This window comes from Nostoc sp. NMS7, from assembly GCF_017115085.1.
Lineage (GTDB): Bacteria > Cyanobacteriota > Cyanobacteriia > Cyanobacteriales > Nostocaceae > Nostoc.
On record NZ_JABXKJ010000231.1, the window covers coordinates 163,887 to 185,223 of the forward strand.

The window sequence follows — 21,337 nt, forward strand, 5'->3', positions numbered from 1 at the left end:
CCTGTGAATGATATCAGGCTACTAGCAGACATGAACATTTCACCTCAGACTGTAGCTGCGTTGCAAGGGAAAGGATGGGATATTATTCGAGTCTCTGATGTTTTGCCTGCAACTACATCCGATTTGGAAATCTTAGAATTTGCCCGCCAGGAAAATAGAGTTGTTATAACTCAAGATTTAGATTTTTCTATGCTGCTAGCCTTGGGAGGCTACAATCAACCAAGCTTAGTCACCTTGAGATTATCATTAACTGACCCAGACATCATTACTAAAAGGCTCATGAACACAATTCCTCAAGTCGAACAAATACTTATTGAATCTCCATTAAATCCCCTCTCCGCAATCTGGAGAGGGGTTGGGGGTGAGGTTACGCCGGATAAATCCGCAATCTTCTATTTGGTTCTTCGCCAAAACTATGCGACTTGAGGCGATAATGTTCTACCAACTCATGTTGCATTTTACGGACTTGGGGAGAACGCGGCAATAACTCGACTGGCTGTCCTTTCGGAATCACAATTTGCTCAACTGCAAGTCTAGCTTCTTCCAAGGCATCCATCTCATCATCGCTACCATTGTGCAAAAACAGTTGCAGTTCTAAGTCATCGGCCATCTCTGGATCGTCGATGTTCAGCAACCGCCGCAAACCTCGTGTAATTTGGGGAATGGTGCTGGACTTAATCATGTGAATAGGTACATGACGGGCTTTGGCCATTTGGCGTAATTTGGCGTGGTTTTTGACGTGCGATCGCAGTGCTAAAATTGCATCAGCACTATCTATGTCTTTTGTCAATACCACGGGCAAAGTTAGCACACTAATTACCTGTTCCAGTTGGTGGCGGCTAACCCCATAAGGGTAAACGTGCAGTGGCAAATCTTCACCATTTGGCCCTGGCTGTCTGATAGCAGCATCCAAATCAATGCTCTCAGAATAATTGAAGGATTCATCCAGCAAGCGATCAAACTCACTCCGCCCAGTCACGCGCTCTACAGGCAATTGCGGTAGTGCGACCATTTGTCCAGATGAACGCCAGCCATTAGAGCCATTAGACTGTCGCGCCTGTGGAAAAGATTCCTCCACTGTCGCTAGCTGTCCACCGCGACCGTTGACAACAGCTAACTGCCTTGTAACAGCGACTTTGCCGTGATCATCAACGCTTCTCGTTTGTGGGGTAGGCTGACGACCTCGCAACAAATTATCTACTGTGTCAGCAACACTTTCGTGTACTGTCCAACGCTGCCGTTCCAACATTTCCACAGCAATTTCAAAGGTAGGAGGGGCTTTACGCTCCAAAACAGTCTTTTGAGAGCCTCGCCGTCTAGCTTCATCGTCTCCCAGAGTCACAGCTTGGATACCCCCAACTAAATCAGCCAGGGTAGGGTTTTTAATCAGATTTTCGATCTGATTCCCGTGGGCAGTACCTACCAACTGTACACCCCGTTCCGCAATGGTACGAGCGGCTAAAGCTTCCAGTTCCGTGCCAATTTCATCAATAATGATCACTTCTGGCATATGGTTTTCCACTGCCTCAATCATCACCTGATGCTGTTGTTCTGGATGAGCCACTTGCATCCGCCGAGCGCGACCAATGGCGGGGTGGGCAACATCACCATCCCCAGCGATTTCGTTGGAGGTGTCAATAATCACCACTCGCTTATGCAGTTCATCCGCCAAAACACGGGCTATTTCCCGTAAAGCAGTAGTTTTACCCACACCTGGACGCCCCAGCATGAGAATCGATTTACCAGTTTCTACCAAATCGCGGATCATCCCAATGGTTCCGAATACCGCCCGACCAACACGACACGTCAAGCCAATAATCTTACCTGTGCGGTTGCGGATGGCGCTGATCCGATGCAAAGTTTGCTCAATTCCTGCCCGATTATCTCCGCCAAAGATTCCGACTCGTTGAATGCAATCATCTATCTGTTCTTGAGTAACAGGTACTTCGCTCAGATACTCCGCTTGATTAGGAAAGCGAGCCTCTGGGCGACGACCTAAATCCAAAACCACTTCTACTAAACTATCTCGTTTGGGATGACTCTCTAGTGCTTGTTGCAGGTCTTCGGGCAAAATGTCTAATAACTTTTGGAGATCGTCTGTAATCGTCATGCTTTCTATGGTGACGTTTTTAGAGATAGCGAGGACATTTGCGTGCAGGAGAACCCGCCCTGGGTAATTTTCAAAGAACGAGCGATTAACGCTCCTGCTGTGATTTGATCTGGGAAACGAGAGAATGGGCAAGTTCTACAGCTTGCCAAAGTAATGTATCATCTTCTTCTAGGCTACCAGTCGCTTTAATATTGGTGTTACTTACCTCCTTATTCTCTAACTGTTCGAGAATCGGTGACAGCAGTACACGGGCGTAGCTACCGTAGGCGACACCAGAGATGGAGGAGGGGGGGGACAAGGGAGAGGGGGGAGACAAGGGAGAAATTCCCCCTTGTCCTCCTTGTCCCCCTTGTCCTCCTCCCTTCAGCAGTCCCATCGCCTTTAACTTAGCAACGGTATAGCTATTAGTGCCGCCTGCTAACTGCACATATCCCGGTAACTTAGCTGCCAAAACTTTTTGCCCTAATTTCACCGCAGCTATTGTGGTCCCATCGCCGATATCCCCACTCATGGGACGACCGTCGGTTTGCCAAATTAAAGCACTCTTGAGTGGGGCAATCAGGTCATATACTGCTCTCAGGTAGTCAGTCATCCCCTCGCCATCGGGACAGCTGATAGCTAGTAACTTTAGTTGATCAGCCCACGGTGAAATTGCTTGCCATAATTGCTCAAATTCTGCCAACCGCCCAACTTTTGTATGGATTTCTACGGCATCAACTCCCGTTGACATTACCAATGGCGCGATCGCTCCCGGCGTTGATATATATGAACTTGTATAAATTATACCAGATGGACAAACTGGTATACAACGACCGCAGCCGTAGCACTTTTGTGATAGTACTCCTGAAAATTCTTCTTTTATACTGTTAAACACGATTGCTTGTGCCGGACAAATCCGTTCACAGGGTCTAGGGCAGTCTGTAGGACACTCAGTAGGATTAAATTCTGCTTTCCGAAAATGAGGATCTTCTCCATCGTTCAGGCTGACCATCAAAAAGGGTGAGTTGCCTTTGTAGTCAAAGCCTCGCTTTTGGGCATCCTTAGCAAGAGTTCTGGCTACTTGCAGCGCTGCTTGCGCCGATGCAATCACTGCTGGATCAGCTGCGACATCTATGCAGTCAGCGCCCGCCAAAGTATAGGCTAACGTTAAACTTCTGACTGCCGGCAAATGCTGGAAGCTGGCTCCGCAGATCAGCTTGAACCAGTCACCTTGTTTGAGAGATTGTAAAGGGGCGAACAAATCAGTCACATTTCTATTATGCGTTTATGCGACTAAAAATAGTAGTGTGTAATCAAGAAAAAATCCTGATTTCCTAATTAAGGGACTTCCAAGTAAAAAAATATCCAATTTTGACCTCAAACTCAAGAACAATTAACACAAGCGATCGCTCGTACTGCTCAAAGAGAGTTTTGTCCCTTATATTTCTTAATATAAACTTCATCTAAGTTTATAGGCGTAGTTTTCGCCCTCACCCTAAATCCCTCTCCCAAATCTGGGAGAGGGACTTTGAAATTCTGGCTCCCCGAATCCCAAATCTGGGATTCGGGGTTGGGGGATGAGGGCAAATCTTTTTCATCACCGAAGAACTACAGGTTTCAAGATAGACGTGGTTTAGTTATGAATATTCCCGACTTACCTACTTATGGGAACGAGATGTTCTTACTTAAGGCTCAGATTGCTCTATGGGAATTTCGATCGCAAACTCTGCTCCTTGTCCAACCGATGAGGTGTAGGTAATATTTCCTCGGTGTTTTTGCACGATAATCTGATGGCTGATGGATAATCCTAGCCCACTACCTTTGCCTACAGATTTTGTCGTAAAAAATGGGTCAAATAAATGCGATCGCAACGACTCTTCTATCCCAGTACCATTATCAGCGATCGCAATTGTTAACCATATTCAAGTCTATCACCTCTGCATGAATCCGAATTTGGGGAGTAGAAGATTGATTCCCCACTCCCTCTTCTATTGCATCAATAGCATTATTCAACAGATGCATAAGCGTATAATTATTGAGGATAGTAAATGTTTCTTTGAAATCCCCCCAAAATTTGTTGATCAATTTCACCAAAATACTTATTTTTGATTTTGAATTTTTAATGTAAAAGTATGTCAACCTCATCGCCGAGTTGTAAAACTTTTCCGGCTGAGGAAGGGGGTAATTGAGTATTGACACTCAATCTGTAAAAGTGATTAAAAGGCGATGAAGCAACCCAATTTGGCAGAGTTGCTTGTCGCTGGGTTGCAAATATTTTTTGAAAGTTTGGGTAAGCTTTCCCTAAGTAAGAATCGCGTGTTGGCACTATACAACGCTGACATGAGTTAACCCCAAACAAATGCACATCTCCCACTCGAAAGGAGACTAAATCACCTTGTTCACTAAATAGTTGATCTTCCCAAAATGCTGGTACACCACCAATCTCGATGTTAGCACGCATTCGACGGCGCATTTCATTTACACTTAAACCCGGAAACCAAGAAGCTACTTCTGCCAACGTTGCCGTACTAATTACTGTTGGGCCAAGTGAAAATGTATCGTCAGGAAAACCCATCAGAGAGTTTTGTCCCAATGTGACAGCAAGCTCAAAATAATCACTCAAAGTTGCTTCTAATCCTTGCCGTTCCTCATCCAAATGAAAAATTTTTTGTAAGTCGTCGCCTGGGATTTGCAACGAGATAGTTCTATTTAAAAGTGCAAATTGCGCCCTTAGTAAATGAATTTTAGCATAACGCTTGCCATTGACAAATCTACCTCGTTCGTCAATAATGGCAAACTCGCGGTCATGCTGTAGTGCGCCACTGGCAAGAACTCTAGCGTTCTCAACTTCAACACCATCCAGTGACTTAACTGGATACAATAAAATCTTGGCTAGGTAAGGCATCATCGCAATTTTGGATTTTAGATTTTGGTGAAGCAGCCCGGGAACAGGGGATTTCCCCCATGAGCAGCTGCTGAACCCGTTCGCGCAGCGTCTCCCCTTGGGAGAAGGGATTTTGGATTAAAGATTGGTGATTTAGTAGTCTCCAATCTTAAATCTAAAATTCTTTTGTTACAGCAGTTTTCATATATTTGAACCACATCTATCAATATTCTTTTAATCACGTCTTTATTTAATACTAACCCTAAGCTTTTACTGCTGTTGATGCCGCAATATTACTACGGATTCTGGTGTCGTTGAGTGCTTCAATAACTTGAGCAACTTCTTCTAAAGTTCGCGTTTGATCGTTGGTTTGACTTAAAGCTGCAAACGGTAGTAAACCCGGAGAATTGAAAAATACTTCGGTTGGCTGTTCCCAAAGTCGGATGACTTCAAATCTGTGCAGGCTGTTTTCTAGAACAAATTCTGTTTGATAAACTAACTCAGAATCAGTTGGTTTTAGATAAATTACCACCTGACGCATTCGCTTATGGGGAAATTTTCGATATGCCCGTAAGCGATAATCATTCATCCGAAAAGGAATATCGGCTTTAGGTGCGGTTTGGAATTCGAGATGGAGGATAATTTCATCCGACTGCAACAAAATTAGTGCATCGGCGCGGATGGGTTCGAGAGATAATTCAGAAGGACTCAGTTCGGTGAGAGTTATTGGTTCACCGAGTAGCCAAGTTGCAAAGTCGCTGGAAAATGACTCGGCGAGAAACTTGCAGACATTATCAAACATAGAGCAGATTATATCAGTTTAATAACAGACCAGAAGGCGATCGCTGACTGTAAGCATAAAACCCTTAGAATGACAATTGGGGTGCAGTGTAACTATTGTCATTTTGCCATTGTGGCGATCGCTCCCCTGAAATTGAATAACTCCCGTTGCCCCTGTAACGGAGAATTGAGGCATTGCAAGTGTTTTCTGAATGCCGATGCGGGTGTGATGTAGCGTCAAGGCTTTGCTTAAGACCAATACTGCGTCGTAGCTGGTGGCGGTTGGCCAGGTAATATCAGTTGGATCGATTTTCCAGAGGGTTTGAGCTTGGTGTACAAACAAGGAGTTAATATCGTTTATGGGATGCCATGCGATCGCTGGGGACGGTACGGAAGAAAAAAGGACTTTTGAGATTATCTGAGGTGCTGGTTGCAGAAACTAAAACTACCCCTGCTTTGGTATAAATTGATAGGGCTTGTTTGGTCGCTTCGCTGCTGTAATGACCCAAAACGGCTAGTAAATCTGGATATTTCACCAACTTTTGGGCAACTTTGCAGCTATATTTATTAATTTGCAAAGGATGCTTAATTCGGTAACGGTTTTGCAGTATAAGTGGTGTTGTACAGTTTTCACATACTGCACAATTATCGGGATTTTCTCGTTGCGAACAATCTGGATTGATGCAGTACGTCATAAATTTTTTCTCCTTTTGCTTACCTATAAATTAAGTTTTTGCTGCATCGGATTACGAAAAAGTATAATTTGATTTTTTATATCATAAATAAAGGTATCAATAAAGTCAGAGGTGACGTAATAATCACCTCAAACATTGTTTACCTGCACATAATGCCAATTCATTCAAAAAATTGGAGCGATGAATCATGCACAAGAGTAACGCCAAATCTTGTTCCATCAGGCAAGTCCAACCAACTTTGCGCTTAATTCCCACATCCGCTGGGCTTTTTCGTCATCACGGGCTTGAGGAGAGACTTTTTGCACAAAGGATTTGCCATCTTTCTTCTGGCGATTTCCCCAACTCCAATAGGCACCAGATTGATTGTACTCAGGATCGGCAACCACGGCAGCAACCCGTTCTCCCGCCAACTCCTGAGACACATATCCTCCAGTGATGTACTTCTGGAATAATGGGAAGATTTTCTGAAACAAAGGATAGTGGTTTCGGAATAGCGGCGTTTCTGCAACACATCCGGGATAGAGAGAATTGAAGACGATACCGGTTGACTCGTGATAGCGCTGATGCAGTTCCCTCATAGTCAGCACGTTGCAAACCTTGCTGTCTTTGTAAGCTTTGACTGGTTCAAATTTCTTACCATCAATCATCGAAATTGGGTCTTTAAACCCTTCTGCGAAGCCCTGCAAATCGCCCAAGTCAGGACGCGGTGGGATTTTCCCACCCAGCTCGTCTGGATTATGAGTGACAGTTCCTAAAATTACCAGCCTAGGCTCTGAAGATGATGATTTCTTGAGATCGTCTAACATCAGGTTGCACAATAGGAAATGTCCCAGGTGATTTGTGGCAACGCTTAACTCGTAACCTTCTGGGCTTCGCAACGGCTCTTTTAATAAGGGCATATAAATTGCGGCGTTGCACACTAAAGCATCTAGGGACTTTCCACTTGATCGGAAGTTCTTCACAAACTGTCGAACGCTTTCCAAGGAGCCAAGGTCGATATGCATACTGGTATAACTGTTATAGGGTATTTCCACATCTTGGGCAGCTTTTTGCGCCTTCGCCAAGTCCCGACAGGCCAGCACTACATACCATCCCCTTTCAGCAAGCGCTTTCGCAGCATACAAACCCACCCCCGACGATGTACCCGTAATTACAACCGTTGGCTTCTGATGTTGTTCCATTCTCTTCAGCTTTTATTGACTATCTCTAGGATCTCACACCAGTGAGCCACTATTGTCACCAGCTTTTTCAATGTTGTATTAGGCTCAACTAACCTGTACTCCAAGTAATAACTACTCTTGACTGCTTACTCTCATTTTGAGAGAATTTAAATATAATTGATTTTTCATTGAGAATATATGACAAAAAAGCTAGAAACAAATGCATCTAATTGCAATTCGCAACCTTCACACTGATACCGCTCAATATCTCGATGTCAAGAAGCAGATCGACGACTGGTATGCAACTGTGAAGAAGGCGGAATGGCAGAATTTGGAGGACGTTCGTAAGATTTACCGGGATGCTGAAGCGGTTGGTAACTTCACTATTTTCAATGTCAAGGGTAATAATTATCGCCTAATTGTCGGTATTGATTATGAAGACCAGGTAGTTTACTACAAATACTTTCTTACACATACTGAATACGATAAAGGCAAATGGAAAAATGACTTTTACTTTTGACAAAACTGCTTATAGCAATCTGCTAGCTGAAGTTGCTCCCAAGGTAATTGAGACGGAAGAGGAGTACGAACGTCTGCTGGTAGTGGCAGAGCGTTTAACCTTTGCGAAGAATCGCACTCAGGAGGAGCGAGTTTTACACAAGTTGCTGGTGAAGTTAATTGAAGTATATGAGGCACAAAACTACCCGATGGATCTATCTGCGCCTTATGAGATACTTCAACACATCATGGAAGCAAGTGGAACTCGTCAAGCTGACTTGGTAGGGGTTATTGGATCGAGTGGTGTGGTGTCTGAGGTTGTCAATGGTAAACGTTCAATTAGCAAGGCACAAGCCAAAATCCTTGGTGATTACTTCAATGTTTCACCTAGCCTATTCATCTAAGACTCAATCTAAACTATAGACGATAGGCAATCACTCAGTTCGATTGAGTTTTTCTTTTAAAAGAGCTTCTACCTCGCTCTCAGGATTGTCAAGATCGAAAGGATAAGGGTGTTGTGTAGCGGAGTCACAACGATTCATCAAAACTTGCAATGCAGCCCGAAACGCTTCTTCCTCATTTCTATGTTCTGAAAGATATCGTTTAAGTTCAATATTGGTCATCTGGTTTAGGTTCTGCATCATACAACAAATTTCCTATTCCCATATTGATCAATTATGACTGCAATCTCATCGTTTAAACCAGCTTGAATATAAAGCGTTTTCAACTTTTGGTCGTAGCGGAAAACCTGGATGGACTGATACAGATTAGAAAGTAACTGACAAAGGAATATCGCTGTATCCGATTGTTTCTGTGTTGGCAAGTAAACAATTCCTAGAAACACACCAACCGTAGCTTATCAGAAAGGGTGCAGTGCGACACAAATACCAAGGCTGATAAGGTTAGGTTTCGCTGTTGCTTGAGTTAATCTACCGACTCTATAGACTACGAGAAATGCGGAGTGGGGGAATTGAACCCCCATAGCGCCACTCAGGGTAAGAGGGCAAGGAACCTCTTTCAGACTCACGATGCTCACAGTACACTTTAGAGTAAATCGCCGTTCGATCTCCGCAGTAACGCTACTCCGCATGAACCGACTGTCACATAGACAACAGGTGCAATCATAAGACCCTCCTTGATGTTCACGAACAACGAGGCCCAATCCTGCACTGTTGAAACACCCTTGAGTACCTCTAGAAGAACCCTAATACCCAAGACACTTGGAAGGCATAGACACCAGCCAGCCACATATAATTAGAAAATTATAGGCTCAAAGTTAGGTTAAACGCAACTCACAGTATTTAGATGTTCGTACAATCATCTTGGGTTGAATCTTCAATGTGAATTAATAACTAAGCGTAAACATTTCACACCCTATCACAATGTAAAATTTTTCTCGTCATATTGATTGAATTATTGAATTATTGATTTATAGTTTTGTATTGCCTGACAAAGCATTGCATCCTTAAAGCTAATATCTGACCACGCTTTTATAGCTTGTTGAGTTATATTTTTATCACAATCAAATGAGACTCCATACTTCTCCATATGATCTTGGTCTAACCATAAATAATCACCAATATCAGTCCTTCCCCAGCTATGTCCCTGCTCTAGAGAGTTTGATTTGTAATGCTTACTAGTGAAATCGATAAACTCAAAAGGGGTGATTACTTGGCTTTCTTTACACAAACCAACAATCCAACAATGGTAACTTCCAGTTTTAAAAGATGGGTTTATTGCCCCAAAATTTACTCCTTTGCTTACGTCTTCGCTATCAGATGCTACTCTTACAGAAATACTACCTCCTTGAAGAGAGTAATAAAGAGTTTCATCTTTACTTACCTTCTGATATACAACTGTACAAACGTCCATACCAAGACCTGCATAGTATAGGCATAGACCATTAACTTTACCAGGAAGTCTATCGGAAAATGCCTGAACTGTTTGATGTATAGAAGTAGCAATTGCATCTCTACGATTATTAGAAAGCTTTAGCTCGTTTCCCATATTGCATAACCTGTAATCAAAAATCAACTCTTGTCGAATGTTTAAACCTACATATTCCTTGTGTAATTGTCAAACACTCTGTCAAATTCCCTGAAAAAAATAAAGTTATAAAGGATGAAATTCTCTATTTCACCCTTTAGTTAAAATTTAATACTTCCGCTCTTTTGGCTCAAACATGGTAATCGCCACCGGTCGATATTGAATGTCAATTCCGGCTGGTGAATAGTAAGCCATTGTGTGTTTCAGAAAGTTGGTATCATCTCGCTGGGAATAATCTTCGCGGAAATGAGCGCCACGACTTTCCTGGCGATTCAGGGCTGATGCCAAAATAGTCTGCCCTACTACCATCAAACTTCGCAATTCCAAAGCCTCCACAAGTTCCGTATTCCAGCAACTACCTTTGTCATCTAAATAAATTTGCGGATATTGTTGTTGTATTTGTTCTAATTTGTGTAACCCTTCACTCATTAATGCCTCAGTGCGGAAAACGCCACAGTACTCCGTCATACAATCCTGGAAGGCTTGACGGACTTGGTTAATCCGGTACTGCCCTGGTTGTTTTAGCAAAGCTTGAATTTGTTGCTGGGCTTCTGTTACATAGCGTTGCTCATCCACAGAGGGCAACTTCCGTTTTTGCACAAATTGTGCGATCGCAGCCCCAGTCCGCTTACCATAAACTACACACTCTAGTAGAGAATTACTCCCCAAGCGATTCGCACCATGTACGGAAACACAAGATGTTTCACCCGCAGCAAAGAAAGCATTAACTAAACCATCACCACTACTGCGGACTTGACCATCAGTATTAACTGGGATACCACCCATACAATAGTGAATTGTCGGACGGACTGGCATCGGTTGAGTTACCGCGTCAACACCTACTAAACGGTGTGCTTCTTCCCAACAGAAGGGAACGCGACTCATAATTTTTTCTTTGCCCATGTGACGCAGATCCAGATAAACAAATCGTCCACCAGGACTACCGTCGAGATGAATACCACGACCGGCGCGAATTTCGTAAGCGATCGCTCGTGAGGTAATATCACGAGGAGCCAGTTCCATGCGACTGGGTGCATAGTTGGCCATAAAGCGATCGCCTTTACTATTAATCAGATACGCCCCTTCTCCCCGTACCGCTTCCGAAATCAGCACCCCTACCGGATATAAGCCAGTGGGGTGAAATTGGACAAATTCCATATCTTCCAGGGGCAAACCTGCGATCGCAGTCATTGCCAAACCATCACCAGAAGAAGCGTAATCATTAGAGGTAGTGTTATAAACGCGACCATAGCCACCTGTGGCAAACATCACCGCCTTGGCTCGCACCACCTGAATCTGTCCATCCAAAAGATGGAACATTACCACACCCTTCGCCTCATTTTCTTCTAAAATCAGACGCATCACATACCATTCTTCATAAACTTGCACCCCATAACGCCGCAAATTGTTCACCAATTCGTGCAAAATCGCGTGACCGGTCTTATCAGCCGCGTAGCAAGTGCGATTGTGAGAATGTCCACCAAAAGCCCGTTGGGCAATGCGCCCATCGGATAAGCGAGAGAACAAAACGCCCATGTGTTCCAAGTCAATTACCACATCTGGCGCTTCTTGGGCGAGAATTGCCACAGCGTCTTGGTCTGCCAAGTAATCAGAACCCTTGACAGTATCAAAAGCATGTGCTTCCCAACTATCTTCAGAATCAACATTTTTCAGCGATGCAGCCATACCACCTTGAGCCGCCACCGAGTGGGAACGAATTGGGTGAGTTTTGGCAACCACAGCAATATTTAAACTGGGGTCAATCCGGGCAATTTCCACAGCAGCGCGACATCCTGCCAATCCACCCCCGACAATAATCACATCGTGTTCCAGCATAATTAGCCCCCGACTGCAAACCACTGCTGTTCTATTGTAGAGACGTGATTGTGATTAATTAGGCAGTGGGTTGCGATCGTTGCCCTGGCATCTTTACAAAAAAATTCCCTGCCTATAGACAGGGATGTGATTACAAATTTTGAAATTAGGAGTGAAAAGTTAAAAATTAAGACTTAGGTCTTCACTTATAACTCCTAACTCCTGTACAGACGCGATTAATCGCGTCTCTGCTGCTAACTCCTAACTCTTTAGCTAGTTGCTTGTACAGGTTGTTGCTGAGACACGTTACCTGGCATGGGTTCCATTTTGGTTCCAGGCCCTATAGGGATAACTTCAATATGATTTAATAAGGTAGTGACAAAGGCAAACAACAAGAAAGGTAGCGATAGCAGAACGACGAGACCCGCAGTTGCTAAAGCGTAGACGGGTCGCTTGGCACCCATTAGCGCCAAGGCTGAAGCCAAACTTAGGGTAATTGTAATCAACCAAACAATTATTTGACCGTAGATATCACCGAAAGTCAGGGTACAGACAAACCGATACTTTTGAATATCATTTTCGTTCATCACATTTGCCTCAAGTCTCTCCTAATAGGTTCTACCTTAGAACCATGTTTGCCTTGTAGACAATTTCTAAATATTTTTGCAAGCTTCGTAATATCACTTCACAATCAACTTTTAGGGTTACAAAGCGCAATTCCTAGTACAGCATCGCATAAATAGACGATGCTGTAGGGGTTTAGTATGCTTTACCCCTACGAAAGATGTGGTTTTTCACATGATACATATTTGGTATTTCTTGTCAATGCGTAAGTCCTGAAAAGTTTTCGCAATCCTGATGACCTCCTCAACAAATAGACTCTTTGCTTAAAGCCCAGAGAATTTTTCTCATCTGTCAAATTTCGGATATTCAGGATATAGTATTTAATTTTTTCCTGGTAAATATTAAGTAGATAAATCCAGCAAAATCAGGATGCAAAAACCGATTTTTTGGTGTTAAATTTTGAGTATTGCCCGAATTTGTTGAATTAACTCAACAAACCCTTTATTTTTCGTGGCAATATTGTTTTAGGAGTGAATGTGAATACTATTTTCCTTCGTAAAGGTGTTTTTTGGTTGCCTAGTATAGCTGCTCTTGCAGTCCTGAGTAGCGGCTTATCTGCAAGTGCCCAGACAGTGGACAAGGTGAGCAGTCAGCCTTTAACCGACCCTTCCGCAACCGTAGCGTCTCCCAACGAGTTTACTACAGAACTAGACACTGCAAGCCAAAATCTCTCTACAGAAACAACTGAAACATTTACAGTCACAAATTTAACTAAAGTACAGCAGTTGCCTAACGCTGGGATACAGGAAAATGCCAGTGTAATGCCTACACCTGTTCCAGGTACAGTGGCAACCTCATCTGCAATGCTCACTTCTGAGTTTGTACAACCGACTTCTCAAACTACTTCTGAAACTACTTCTCAACCATCTGCTCCCAGAGTGGCGCAATCGGATATTGATTTAGGTAGAACTACCCGTGGCGGCAGCAGCTATATTGGTGTCGCTGCTAACATTGGTTTGAGTGGTGGTGGGAACTCATCTTTGGGTGATGGTAACTTCGCGGTAGTCAGCAAAATCGGACTGACAAACTCTATATCTGTGCGACCCTCAGCCGTATTTGGCGACAACACCACAATTCTAGTTCCGATTACCTACGATTTTTCCTTCAAGTCAGCAGATGCTTTTAGCGAACCGTTAGCGATCGCACCTTACATCGGAGTGGGTGGAGCTTACAAAACTGGTGATAATTCGCAATTTGCCTTTTTGGTAACTGGTGGCATTGATGTGCCTCTAACTCCTCAATTCACTGCAACGGCTGCTGTGAATGCCGGATTTTTTGATCAAACTGATGTGGGGTTGTTGTTCGGAGTTGGTTACAACTTCACTGGGCTTTAAGAGTTAGGAGTTAAGAGTTAGGAGTTAGGAGTTAGTAATGTTTCACTCATAACTCCTAATTCCCAACTTTCTACTTAGGGGTAACTTTATCAATTACCTTGATTTTGCCATCGTCTCCGACTGTCCAAACATCGTAAACACCGACGACATCGCCGTTAGCATCAACATCTACGTTGCCACTGGCTCCTTGGTAGTTAATCTTCTTACCATCTTTAAGTAACTTCAGTCCCTCGCAGACATCGGTAACTTCTGTGCCAGGCCCATCAGCAACTTCACGGATTTTGCTGGCTATACCAACGCCTGTATTTTCCTTAGCAGCTTGGGCTGCCAACGTCAATAAAGCAGCCGCATCCCAAGCTTGAGGAGCGTATTCCCCTGGCGCACCACCTTTTTTATCCTTCCACAGCTTGTTAAAAGCTTCTAGTGCTTTACCATTGGAACCAGGTACTGTACCGATCGCTCCAGTTAAAATATATTTACCATCACTATCTTTGCCAACTTGTTCGGGGAAAGTAGGTGATTTCACCCCATCAGTCAGCAGAATTTGCACACCCTTGGCCACACCTTGTTGATAGGCAGCTTTCAGGAACAAACTACCAGTTTCAGCGTACAGTACAGCCAGGACAGCATCTGGCTTACCAGCAAAAGCAGCAGCCGCCTCTGTATCAAATGTCTGGGCTTTCGCGTCGTAGCGAACAGGCTTATCTTTATTAACTATAGTTCCACCCAATTTTTCAAAAGTTTGCACAAATGCTTTTTCAAAGCCCACGCCATAGTCGTTATTAATCACAACTGTAGAAACTCGCTTGAAACCTTTTTTCCTAGCAAATTGAGCTAAAGCTAGTGCTTGGTAGGTATCGGGAGGGGCTGTTCGCGCCCAAAAGCCTTTAAAGTCGCCTTTTTGAGCCTTTTCGGTAAATATGGGACTGGTACTACCAGGGGAAACCAGCATGACTTTATTCGGCGTGGCAATGGAGACTGCTGCACTAGAAACGCTACTGGCAAAGGAGCCAACTACACCTGCCACTTTATCTAAAGTTGCTAGTTTGGTCATCCCAGCAGCACCAGCTCTTGGATCGGTTTGGTCGTCTACTTGCACCAAGGTTACAGGTTCGCCATTCACCCCACCGCAAGCGTTGACCGTATCGACGAGTAAAGGTACAGAACCTAGCATTTGCTGTCCCACAGAAGCCAAGTCGCCTGTTGACGGTAGCAGGGAACCAATTTTTAGCCCTTTAGCACTGCTTGTGGTAGTTGAGTTTGATGCTGGGGTAGCGCTACTTCCGTTGTTAGCTGCGCTATTGGGGGTACTACTATCACCACAAGCCCCTACTAGGAACCCAGTTGCTAGGGTCGCTATACTAAAGGTTAAGACCGCGTTAATATTTCGCATAGTTTACTTTCACTCCTCAGATATTTAGCAGCCTAAAAGTAAGATTCAAACTAGATTTGTAATTTAGCTGGATCTGATCAAGGCTCCAAAGGATAAATCATATCATCCATCTTTGGGAGTAAAAGTGTTTGCCTCGGCATTAGTAATTATTTTCTTACACCGAAGATACTCTGTGTAAGAAAGGCTGGAAAACGGAGAGGGAGGGATTCGAACCCTCGGTACGGAGTTACCTGCCGTACAACAGATTAGCAATCTGCCGCTTTCGACCACTCAGCCACCTCTCCTGACTCACGAATAATAATGTTAACAGGTTTGTTTGGGAGAGTCAATAGTCATTTGTCATTGGTTATTTATAAAAGACTAACGACTAAGGACTAGTAGTCTGTCAAGTTTAAATTGATGGGTAAGCAAATTCGTAGTCAGGACTTTAGTCCTTATTTTCTAAGCACTAAAGTGGTTACTACAAACTCTTCATTACCAACTTGACAAAGTACTAGGGACAAATGACTAATTTTTTAAAGGACTTGCGATCGCATCCAAGCTACGGGCAAAGTGCGTAACTTTTTCCACTGGGGAACGTAAGCCCTCTGGCTGAATACATCGTAATTGTTGCGTTCAATCACCTCCAAAATCTGTCCGTATAGCATTGACGCTGCCCACACAGGCCAACGGGCGTCCGGTGCTAAATAAGTAATTCCCTGGTCGGATGTGCTATAGAATTGGCGGGCCCGGTCAATTTGAAAGCGCATCAGCGCCCGCCAACGCTCATCTACCACACCTTTGAAGAAATCTTGCTCGGTGTAGTTGAATTTTGCCAAGTCCTCAAGGGGAATGTAAATCCGTCCACGTTTGGCATCTTCTCCCACATCCCGCAGGATGTTGGTGAGTTGATTGGCAATTCCCAGAGCGATCGCTTCTTCTGTGGGAACATAAGGTTGTTTGTCCTGATGCCACGGAGCTGTGTATATGGTGCTATTCACACCCATAACTGCTGTTGACATTAAGCCAACAGTGCCAGCGACGCGGTAACAGTAGAGGTATAATTCCTCAAAGGTTTCATAACGACTGCGATATAAATCCATGCGCTGACCGGCAATCATATCCCGAAAGGGCTGAATGTCCATCGGAAAGCGCTGGAGGGTATCAACTAAAGCGACATCGTAATTTTCTAATGGGCGTCCCGCAAAAATCGATTCCAGCTGCTGTTCCCATAGGTCTAGGGTTTCTGGCGTGGTAATAGCAGATGCGGGTCCATCCACCAATTCATCTGTACGGCGACACCAAGCGTAAATTGACCAAATAGATTGACGTTTTACCGGACTCATCAGCAAAGTACCCAGATAAAAAGTCTTGGCATACTTTGCTGTGAGATGCCGACAAAGGTTGTAGGACTCGTCTACAGAGACCAGCGTTTTCATGCGCGGGGGGGAATCAGGCAGTTGCAGCATTCGTTGCGGGCGGTCGGGTGAGCGTTTGCAGGTTTGAGGAATTTGCTACCGGGAGAGCCTCAGAAATTGCCTGCGCTGTCAGCTTACCAGAAAGTACGGCACCTTCCATACTGCCTAAGTAGCGTTGCATGGTGTAACTTCCGGCAAGATAGAAGTTGGCAATGGGCGTAACTTGTGCGGGACGGTACTGTTGACGACCAGGGGTCGCTTTGTAAACTGAACGCGGCGTTTTCACCACATGGGATTTCAGCAACGTGGCTGGATTATCTCCCCCAAAGTGGTCGGGGAAGAGTTTTTCTAACTCGGCAATTGTTGCAGCCACAATTTCCTCATCGGATTTGGCAATCCAATCTTTTGCCGGGGCTAGAACTAATTCCAGCATCGAGCGATTGGGGTTGGCGTATTCACGGCAGGTATTGCTCATATCAGCATAAACGCTCAGGAGGGGCGATCGCGAAAATAACAAGTGATCAATTTCTGTAAGTTTCCGGTCAAACCACAGATGCAGGTTAATCACTGGCACTCCTTCCAATCCTTCTAGCTTCTTGAAAAACTCAATTTGCTTCCAAGAATTAGGCAACATGATTTTCAAAGGGTCAACGGACATGGCAGATACATAGACATCAGCCGTGAAAATTTCATCTTCTGCCCCATTTAACCCCCGAATCAAGTATGCTTTCACCGTGCCATCGGCGTTCAGCAATATCTCTTTCAAGGGGGCATTCAACCGCACTTCCCCACCACGTTCTGTGATGTAATCGACGATTGGGCTGCATAGCCGTTCTGTGGGCGAACCATCCAAAAATGCAATCTTGGAGCCATATCGTTCTTGGAGAAAGCGATTCAGTGCAGTTAACAGAATCGTTGCCGAAACTTCATCGGGATTGATAAAGGTGAGCGCTTTACATGCGGCGATAAAAACGTCACTAGTTACCCGCTCGTCAACACCTTGCCTTTTCAACCACTCTAAGAAGCTGTATTTGTCCATGTCTTCAACATACTTTTGACCCCGAACCACTGCTGGAAGTAGGCCAATTGCAAATCGAATCTTCTGCTCCCAAGTCAACATATCTTTGTTGCGAAGAATCGACGCAATCACGTTGAAGGGAGATGGAATATCTGGAACATCAAAACGTGAGAGTGTCCCAGGCTTGTCTGGTTGATTAAAAATCAACGTATGCTGTTTCCACTGGAGTCTGTCCTCAATGCCCAACTCCTTGAGCAATTGCAGCATATTGGGATATGCCCCAAAAAAGGCGTGTAACCCGGTTTCGTACCAGTCGCCGTCAGAGTCTTTCCACGCCGCAACTAGACCACCCAGTACGTCCCGGCTTTCCAAGACAATGGGAGTGTGACCTGCGTCTGTGAGATATTTCGCGCAGGAAAGTCCTGCTAGACCAGCACCCGCGATCGCTACTCGCATTTAACCTTAATGCCCTTCAATATTTCTTAACTGGTTTTGTCGTTCTCATTATACGTTGCAATCTGTTACATTTGGCAGTTATTAGGCGATCGCTTCTCCAAAAAACTTTTGCCAAAGGAAATTTTACCTAGGCGCACCTACCCAATCAAATTGCCAATACCATTATTGGCAATGGATTTGCGGCGAGTATTTCATCTAGATTTATATGCAGGAGATTTAGGGAAACAAAAGTAATTCCTTTGACTGAAAATAAGTAATCTCAAATGTTGTCTGAAAGTAGTTGATTTCTTTGCTAATCTGTGTATTTGCTCTCTTGGAAATGTCTGGGCTATTGGTTAAAGACTGCTAGGTAAACTACCCGCCACTGACCTGAGTACAGATTTGGTGGGGGACTCCTTGCTATGGAAGTTGATTTCCGATATATTTTTCTTCGGTGAATATATCAATCATGTAAAAATCAAGACAACCTATATTCTTTTTTAAGTATTTTAACTGTTAAATATTTAGCAGCTATTGCCAATAATTTTGACCTATTGAAATAGCAGAATGTGATCGCAAAAATGCTTTTGCAGGAAAACTAATCTCTGGCAGCGTCAGTAATTATGCTGAACATTTTGGCTTAATTCTCTTAGGCAGCAGCCCCTATATATTCCCATACTGAGCATGGGAACGAGAATAAAAAACCTACCTTTGAAAGCTCCCCATTCCCCATAAGGATATACGATAAAGGTTTATGTCCTCAAAGTTGAACAACTCAGTTGTTTAACGCACAACTTATAGGTAAAAGATTATGGGTGTATCGCAGGAGCTAAGGCGCTTTGGACATCATCTGATTCTAGGTATTTCAGGTACTACATTAAGCGATGATGATAAACGCGCACTCACTGAATTCAAACCAATTGGGGTGATCTTTTTTGCGAAGAACTTTCTGGATGGCACCCCATATCAGGTTTGGCTAGAAAGCTTCAAGGATTTGAACAGCCAGATACGAAAATATACTGAACGTGATTCAATGTTGATTACCCTCGATCATGAAGGAGGTCGTGTAATTCGTACACCACTGCCAATTACCCGCTTTCCTCATGCCTTGTTGCTGCGATCGCACGCCTACGAAGTAGCAAAAGCCACAGCAGTAGAACTAAAATCACTGGGAATCAATTTATCTTGGGCACCTGTAGCAGATATTTTTTCCCATCCCCACAACCCCGTCATTGGGACTCGCGCCTTTGGTAACACTCCCGAAACTGCAGATCAACGTGCCCGTGACTACTACCTTGGACTTCGAGATTCAGGAATTTTGGGATGCGCCAAGCACTTCCCCGGACATGGAGACACCAGCAAAGACTCTCACATTGAGCTACCAATACTTAATTTAACCCTAGAAGACCTGCGACTTCGAGAACTTATACCTTTCAAAGCCCTAATCGAAGTACAGATTCCTTTAATCATGACTGCCCATATCTTATTTCCTAAGATAGATGCTGATGTACCTGCAACCCTTTCTCAGGCTATCCTCAAAACCATACTTAGAGAGGAACTTGGCTTTGATGGAGTAGTTGTATCTGACGATTTGGATATGAAAGCGATCTCAGAGATGTTTATGAAAGCTGGTACTGTGGCGCAGTCAATTCATGCAGGCTGCGACCTGTTTATTGTCTCGCGCAATATCAACTCATCATCTATTGAAAGAACATATCAGATTGCTGAAGATTTTGCCGATTCTCTTAGTAAGGGTAGCTTAGATGAATCAGTAGTGGAGGCAGCCAGAGAAAGAATTGAGAAACTACTGGCACTAACACCGCAATATCCCATACATCCTTTGGATAAAGATATATTATTGCAACATGCTCAACTAGCGATCGCTAGTTCCTATTCATAACCCAACGTGCATTCAAGTTATATATTAGCTAATTCTTAATTTTGAATTGTTTAGTGGGTGGTAGAGGGATCGAACCTATTTCTGCGGGTTAAAAGCCCGATGTACAGCCGTTATGCCAACCACCCTAGTTAATTTAAATAAAGAAATGGGCAAGTGCGAGCGTATTACATTGCAATTTTTGTAATACAAGCACTAGATATAAATCCACCTGAGAGGTACTGCCCCTCCTATCTCTGTGTTATCAGCACAGTGCCTCACTTTTCGGCTTCAGGTGGAAAAGAGGGAGATGCAGGAATCGTAGCTTGCTTCCCGTAGGGTACCCCTACAGTTTGCTGTACCCTGGTTTTCAAGACCAGTTGCCGTCCATTCAGCAAGCAGCATCTTCCATTCAGGGGTATCTGACGGGACTTGAACCCGCTATGACTGGTTCCACAAACCAGCGCCTCGACCACTTTCGCTTCAGATACCATCAGTGGAATCAATGGGACTTGAACCCATAACCTCCTGCTTGCAAAACAGGCGCTCTATCCAATTGAGCTACACCAGCACTGTTTTTGGTGACGGAGGCAAGAATTGAGCCTGCCGATGTTCAGGTTATGAGCCTGACGAGCCACCGTTGCTCCATCCCCGCATATTCACCAATACCCCTGACTGGATTTGAACCTGCGTGCAAAAAAGAACAGTTTTACAGACTGTCGCCTTCAGCCAGACTCGGCCACCGACCCATAATCATTCCCCCGACGAGAATTGAACTCGCATCTTTGCTTTGAAAGAGCAATGACTTAACCATTCGTCCACGAGGGCACAATTTATCGAATTTTAGATTTTAAATTAAATTTTTTAATCTAAAATCTGCAATCCAAAATCCAATTGAGCTACACCCCGATTTTTGGTGAACTTGCCTATTTCTTATTCAGTTTTCAAGGTTCAGAAAAATTACTTTTAACTGTTAGAAACTCTGAGGAAAACAACCGAAACTCTAGGTAGCAACCCTATTGTGTATTACGGATGTATTCAGTGGTTTTCATGAGTGCAAACCATCTAAGTTTGCAAGTAAAAACAGCTTTGTTGACTGGGGACTTTGGTTTATTTCAACGCCTGTCCTTTAGTTGGATGTACAACATAACTTTGCGAAGCTTTGTCTTTCGCCTCAATACAAAATAATACAAAATACTACAAGAGGTGTCAAGGGGTTTCAGAAAGTTTTTTTGAAATTGTCTGTAAAAGCTGCTGCACTTAGATTTGAACTTGCTAACTCCTCTGAAAAGT

21 protein-coding genes, 5 tRNA genes and 1 pseudogene are annotated in these 21,337 nt (G+C 43.9%); 6 read left to right on the forward strand and 21 right to left on the reverse strand.

Annotation, left to right across the window (positions count from 1 at the left end; all coding sequences use genetic code 11):
• Window positions 1-3: 3 nt before the first annotated feature.
• Window positions 4-426, forward strand: a complete 423-nt coding sequence (locus tag HWQ38_RS29795; RefSeq protein ID WP_292801067.1) for a DUF5615 family PIN-like protein — start codon at window positions 4-6, stop codon at window positions 424-426.
• Here the strand turns inward: HWQ38_RS29795 and HWQ38_RS29800 are convergent.
• The 9 genes and pseudogenes from HWQ38_RS29800 to HWQ38_RS29835 form a co-directional block, all read right to left on the reverse strand.
• Window positions 368-2,110 carry a R3H domain-containing nucleic acid-binding protein gene (locus HWQ38_RS29800; protein ID WP_292801069.1) on the reverse strand — a complete coding sequence of 581 codons (1,743 nt, stop codon included), beginning with the start codon at window positions 2,108-2,110 and terminating at the stop codon, window positions 368-370. The genes HWQ38_RS29795 and HWQ38_RS29800 overlap by 59 nt on opposite strands.
• A gap of 85 nt (window positions 2,111-2,195) precedes the next feature.
• Window positions 2,196-3,359 carry a circadian clock protein LdpA gene (ldpA, locus tag HWQ38_RS29805; protein WP_292801071.1) on the reverse strand — a complete coding sequence of 388 codons (1,164 nt, stop codon included), beginning with the start codon at window positions 3,357-3,359 and terminating at the stop codon, window positions 2,196-2,198.
• Window positions 3,360-3,774: 415 nt separating this feature from the next.
• Window positions 3,775-3,960: a HAMP domain-containing sensor histidine kinase gene (locus HWQ38_RS40630; RefSeq protein WP_366933356.1), complete on the reverse strand. Its 186-nt coding sequence runs from the start codon at window positions 3,958-3,960 to the stop codon at window positions 3,775-3,777.
• 25 nt (window positions 3,961-3,985) lie between these two features.
• Complete coding sequence (locus tag HWQ38_RS40635) at window positions 3,986-4,111, reverse strand: hypothetical protein (RefSeq protein WP_366933357.1); 126 nt, start codon at window positions 4,109-4,111, stop codon at window positions 3,986-3,988.
• A gap of 97 nt (window positions 4,112-4,208) precedes the next feature.
• Entirely contained in the window at window positions 4,209-4,994 is a 786-nt protein-coding gene (locus HWQ38_RS29815) for an MOSC N-terminal beta barrel domain-containing protein (protein ID WP_292801146.1), read from the reverse strand.
• A 176-nt stretch (window positions 4,995-5,170) separates the two neighbouring features.
• A pseudogene (locus tag HWQ38_RS29820) lies at window positions 5,171-5,775 on the reverse strand (Rpn family recombination-promoting nuclease/putative transposase); the annotation flags it as partial.
• Between the two features lie 18 nt (window positions 5,776-5,793).
• Window positions 5,794-6,096 carry a hypothetical protein gene (locus tag HWQ38_RS29825; protein ID WP_292801073.1) on the reverse strand — a complete coding sequence of 101 codons (303 nt, stop codon included), beginning with the start codon at window positions 6,094-6,096 and terminating at the stop codon, window positions 5,794-5,796.
• Window positions 6,097-6,100: 4 nt separating this feature from the next.
• Window positions 6,101-6,448 (reverse strand): ABC transporter substrate-binding protein, encoded by a 348-nt coding sequence (locus HWQ38_RS29830; protein WP_292801075.1) that lies wholly within the window; start codon window positions 6,446-6,448, stop codon window positions 6,101-6,103.
• A 218-nt stretch (window positions 6,449-6,666) separates the two neighbouring features.
• Window positions 6,667-7,629: a protochlorophyllide reductase gene (locus HWQ38_RS29835; RefSeq protein WP_292801077.1), complete on the reverse strand. Its 963-nt coding sequence runs from the start codon at window positions 7,627-7,629 to the stop codon at window positions 6,667-6,669.
• Window positions 7,630-7,828: 199 nt separating this feature from the next.
• Between HWQ38_RS29835 and HWQ38_RS29840 the strand changes: the two genes are divergently transcribed.
• Both HWQ38_RS29840 and HWQ38_RS29845 read left to right on the forward strand, forming a co-directional pair.
• Window positions 7,829-8,128, forward strand: a complete 300-nt coding sequence (locus HWQ38_RS29840) for a type II toxin-antitoxin system HigB family toxin (protein WP_292801079.1) — start codon at window positions 7,829-7,831, stop codon at window positions 8,126-8,128.
• Window positions 8,112-8,510 carry a transcriptional regulator gene (locus HWQ38_RS29845; RefSeq protein ID WP_292801081.1) on the forward strand — a complete coding sequence of 133 codons (399 nt, stop codon included), beginning with the start codon at window positions 8,112-8,114 and terminating at the stop codon, window positions 8,508-8,510. The genes HWQ38_RS29840 and HWQ38_RS29845 overlap by 17 nt, the downstream gene beginning before the upstream one ends.
• A gap of 30 nt (window positions 8,511-8,540) precedes the next feature.
• Here HWQ38_RS29845 and HWQ38_RS29850 read toward each other — a convergent pair whose 3' ends face one another.
• From HWQ38_RS29850 to HWQ38_RS29865, 4 genes are all read right to left on the reverse strand, one after another.
• The gene (locus HWQ38_RS29850; protein ID WP_292801083.1) at window positions 8,541-8,750 is read right to left on the reverse strand and encodes a hypothetical protein; all 210 of its coding nucleotides are present in this window, start codon (window positions 8,748-8,750) and stop codon (window positions 8,541-8,543) included.
• Between the two features lie 769 nt (window positions 8,751-9,519).
• A complete protein-coding gene (locus HWQ38_RS29855) occupies window positions 9,520-10,113 on the reverse strand; it encodes a hypothetical protein (protein WP_292801085.1) in 594 nt (197 codons plus the stop codon).
• Window positions 10,114-10,260: 147 nt separating this feature from the next.
• Window positions 10,261-11,988, reverse strand: coding sequence for a succinate dehydrogenase/fumarate reductase flavoprotein subunit (locus tag HWQ38_RS29860; RefSeq protein WP_292801148.1), 1,728 nt, complete (start codon window positions 11,986-11,988; stop codon window positions 10,261-10,263).
• Window positions 11,989-12,236: 248 nt separating this feature from the next.
• On the reverse strand, window positions 12,237-12,554 hold the full coding sequence (locus HWQ38_RS29865; protein WP_292801087.1) for a hypothetical protein: 318 nt from the start codon (window positions 12,552-12,554) through the stop codon (window positions 12,237-12,239).
• Between the two features lie 513 nt (window positions 12,555-13,067).
• Between HWQ38_RS29865 and HWQ38_RS29870 the strand changes: the two genes are divergently transcribed.
• A complete protein-coding gene (locus HWQ38_RS29870) occupies window positions 13,068-13,925 on the forward strand; it encodes a hypothetical protein (RefSeq protein ID WP_292801089.1) in 858 nt (285 codons plus the stop codon).
• A 70-nt stretch (window positions 13,926-13,995) separates the two neighbouring features.
• On the opposite strand, the gene HWQ38_RS29875 is transcribed toward HWQ38_RS29870, so the two are convergent.
• The 4 genes from HWQ38_RS29875 to pds form a co-directional block, all read right to left on the reverse strand.
• Complete coding sequence (locus HWQ38_RS29875; protein ID WP_292801091.1) at window positions 13,996-15,318, reverse strand: ABC transporter substrate-binding protein; 1,323 nt, start codon at window positions 15,316-15,318, stop codon at window positions 13,996-13,998.
• 192 nt (window positions 15,319-15,510) lie between these two features.
• A tRNA-Ser gene (locus HWQ38_RS29880) sits at window positions 15,511-15,602 on the reverse strand.
• Window positions 15,603-15,833: 231 nt separating this feature from the next.
• Window positions 15,834-16,766, reverse strand: coding sequence for a 15-cis-phytoene synthase CrtB (crtB, locus tag HWQ38_RS29885; RefSeq protein ID WP_292801093.1), 933 nt, complete (start codon window positions 16,764-16,766; stop codon window positions 15,834-15,836).
• Entirely contained in the window at window positions 16,750-18,189 is a 1,440-nt protein-coding gene (gene pds / locus HWQ38_RS29890; protein WP_292801095.1) for a 15-cis-phytoene desaturase, read from the reverse strand. The genes crtB and pds overlap by 17 nt, the downstream gene beginning before the upstream one ends.
• 36 nt (window positions 18,190-18,225) lie before the next feature.
• On the opposite strand from pds, the gene HWQ38_RS29895 reads away from it, so the two are divergent.
• On the forward strand, window positions 18,226-18,423 hold the full coding sequence (locus tag HWQ38_RS29895) for a hypothetical protein (RefSeq protein ID WP_292801097.1): 198 nt from the start codon (window positions 18,226-18,228) through the stop codon (window positions 18,421-18,423).
• Window positions 18,424-18,979: 556 nt separating this feature from the next.
• The gene (gene nagZ, locus HWQ38_RS29900) at window positions 18,980-20,068 is read left to right on the forward strand and encodes a beta-N-acetylhexosaminidase (RefSeq protein ID WP_292801099.1); all 1,089 of its coding nucleotides are present in this window, start codon (window positions 18,980-18,982) and stop codon (window positions 20,066-20,068) included.
• A gap of 54 nt (window positions 20,069-20,122) precedes the next feature.
• On the opposite strand, the gene HWQ38_RS29905 is transcribed toward nagZ, so the two are convergent.
• From HWQ38_RS29905 to HWQ38_RS29920, 4 genes are all read right to left on the reverse strand, one after another.
• Window positions 20,123-20,193 (reverse strand) — tRNA-Lys (locus HWQ38_RS29905).
• Window positions 20,194-20,461: 268 nt separating this feature from the next.
• Window positions 20,462-20,535: transfer RNA gene (locus tag HWQ38_RS29910), tRNA-His, on the reverse strand.
• A 6-nt stretch (window positions 20,536-20,541) separates the two neighbouring features.
• Window positions 20,542-20,609, reverse strand: a tRNA-Ala gene (locus HWQ38_RS29915).
• A gap of 191 nt (window positions 20,610-20,800) precedes the next feature.
• Window positions 20,801-20,873: transfer RNA gene (locus HWQ38_RS29920), tRNA-Glu, on the reverse strand.
• Between the last annotated feature and the right edge of the window lie 464 nt (window positions 20,874-21,337).

Bases quoted from the DNA above. Each gene is read 5' to 3' on its own strand.
- HWQ38_RS29800 (WP_292801069.1), bottom strand. From the start codon at position 2,110: ATGACGATTACAGACGATCTCCAAAAGTTATTAGACATTTTGCCCGAA.
- HWQ38_RS40635 (WP_366933357.1), bottom strand. From the start codon at position 4,111: ATGCATCTGTTGAATAATGCTATTGATGCAATAGAAGAGGGAGTGGGG.
- HWQ38_RS29815 (WP_292801146.1), bottom strand. From the start codon at position 4,994: ATGCCTTACCTAGCCAAGATTTTATTGTATCCAGTTAAGTCACTGGAT.
- HWQ38_RS29830 (WP_292801075.1), bottom strand. From the start codon at position 6,448: ATGACGTACTGCATCAATCCAGATTGTTCGCAACGAGAAAATCCCGAT.
- HWQ38_RS29835 (WP_292801077.1), bottom strand. From the start codon at position 7,629: ATGGAACAACATCAGAAGCCAACGGTTGTAATTACGGGTACATCGTCG.
- HWQ38_RS29840 (WP_292801079.1), top strand. From the start codon at position 7,829: ATGCATCTAATTGCAATTCGCAACCTTCACACTGATACCGCTCAATAT.
- HWQ38_RS29845 (WP_292801081.1), top strand. From the start codon at position 8,112: ATGACTTTTACTTTTGACAAAACTGCTTATAGCAATCTGCTAGCTGAA.
- HWQ38_RS29850 (WP_292801083.1), bottom strand. From the start codon at position 8,750: ATGATGCAGAACCTAAACCAGATGACCAATATTGAACTTAAACGATAT.
- HWQ38_RS29855 (WP_292801085.1), bottom strand. From the start codon at position 10,113: ATGGGAAACGAGCTAAAGCTTTCTAATAATCGTAGAGATGCAATTGCT.
- HWQ38_RS29860 (WP_292801148.1), bottom strand. From the start codon at position 11,988: ATGCTGGAACACGATGTGATTATTGTCGGGGGTGGATTGGCAGGATGT.
- HWQ38_RS29865 (WP_292801087.1), bottom strand. From the start codon at position 12,554: ATGAACGAAAATGATATTCAAAAGTATCGGTTTGTCTGTACCCTGACT.
- HWQ38_RS29875 (WP_292801091.1), bottom strand. From the start codon at position 15,318: ATGCGAAATATTAACGCGGTCTTAACCTTTAGTATAGCGACCCTAGCA.
- crtB (WP_292801093.1), bottom strand. From the start codon at position 16,766: ATGCTGCAACTGCCTGATTCCCCCCCGCGCATGAAAACGCTGGTCTCT.
- pds (WP_292801095.1), bottom strand. From the start codon at position 18,189: ATGCGAGTAGCGATCGCGGGTGCTGGTCTAGCAGGACTTTCCTGCGCG.
- nagZ (WP_292801099.1), top strand. From the start codon at position 18,980: ATGGGTGTATCGCAGGAGCTAAGGCGCTTTGGACATCATCTGATTCTA.